Genomic DNA, 1550 nt, shown 5'->3' on the forward strand with positions numbered 1-1550 from the left:
CTTAAACACTTCTCCAGTTTCAGTGTCGGCTAAAGCTACTACGGCTCTCTTATCGCCACCACTATTACTCTTATACTTTTTAACAACATGATTTTCAATACCTTCTATAGCTTGTTTCATAAAAGGATTTTCTTCGTTCTTTTGAAAATCGGTTAACTTAACTGCTTTTTTATTTTCCATTTTGATGTGTTTTTGGGAAATATTATTCTCCACAAAGTAAACTATTATTTTCCATAAAAACAATATTAAGGGAAATATTATTTTCCTGTTTAGTATTATATTAGGAAATCAGTATTTTCTAGATTGGAAAATGAGAATTTCCAATATGGAAAATGCCCTATATTGTGTATCAAGTACTTAACTTATTCTATTTCTTTTATTCTTAATATACCCCCAAAACAGCACAAAATCAGTCACTTAAAAATCATCGGTCGGGGAGCGCCTAGCGGCAAGGGGCGGGACCACCCGTCCCGACGAGCGCCACACCATAAACTTTTTTTAGAATAAGCACACAACCGTTTTCCGAACCCTGCAAAATGTTTTCTGAATCCGAACGGTGTAACACTCCATTGAGAGAGGCTGCCGTTTGGTCGCTCCCCCTTTGGGGGCGGGGGGGGGTTACATACCCATACCGAAACCTCTGCTTCTGGTGATTTGCTTGAGTAGGTCTTTCCCCTCTTCCATAGCTTTCGATATGTTAGGGAAATGATGTCTTAAAGCCTCCAGTTGTTCGGAATTGAACAAGTCTTTCATCTTACCAAGTTCTTTTTTCAATTCCTTGGTTTCGGTCTTTAGTTCTTGGTTCTCCGTCCTTAATCGGTTACTGGTTGTCCTTGCGTTGTCCATTTGTTGTCTATAATACTCCTTGTCATTCTCGGCTTTGAATGCCTTTGTGCTGTTTCGCTCTTTTTCAAGTATAGCCTTTCCCAGTCTATCGGATAGTTGTTCATTTTCCCCCTCTAAAGTCTTTACTTTGGCTTTTAAGGCATCCTTTTCCCTATCGTTGACTGTTTTTCCAATCAAGCCGTAAAACTTCTCTGAAGCCTTAGAAATGAGTTTTTGGACGTTCTTCTTTGTTTCAATGGAACGTAGTTCCTTCTGAAGCTGAAGAAGCTGGTTTTGTGCGTCCTTGTATTTGTCTAATGCACTGGATATATCGTTGGATAGTTCCTGAAGCTGTTCTTTCGCACATTCGGTCTTATACTGCATAGCCGATAAGTGTTTGCGGTCAGAAGAAACGCCACGTTCCATACCCAGTGTTTCAGATGCTATGGTTTGGAGTTCTGCCATGTCATCACGCGATAAACGCACGCTTTTCCCATTCGGCTGCGTCCAATCGAAAACTACATGGGCATGAAGGTTAGGTGTCCACTGCTTTGCGTTCATGTATCCTTCGTCCTTGTGTATATGGATTTGAAATGCTTCGATACCGAAACGTTCTTTGCAGACCGTGGCAAACTGCTGGAGTTCCTGCATAGTGGTTTCTTGTTTGATTACTATTACTCCCTCTCGTATGGGTGCGGCTTTAGCCTGCATCTTCTGCCCAACCG

1 protein-coding gene and 1 pseudogene are annotated in these 1550 nt (G+C 41.2%); both read right to left on the reverse strand.

Annotation, left to right across the window (positions count from 1 at the left end):
• Positions 1–213 (reverse strand): hypothetical protein (locus ABUA34_RS14260; protein ID WP_438286291.1); only part of this gene is annotated, 213 nt, incomplete at its 3' end.
• A gap of 405 nt (positions 214–618) precedes the next feature.
• Positions 619–1550 (reverse strand): annotated as a pseudogene (locus ABUA34_RS14265) (hypothetical protein); the annotation flags it as partial.

The organism is Coprococcus sp. RTP21428st1_C9_RTP21428_210409, assembly GCF_040227395.1.
Lineage (GTDB): Bacteria > Bacillota > Clostridia > Lachnospirales > Lachnospiraceae > Coprococcus > Coprococcus aceti.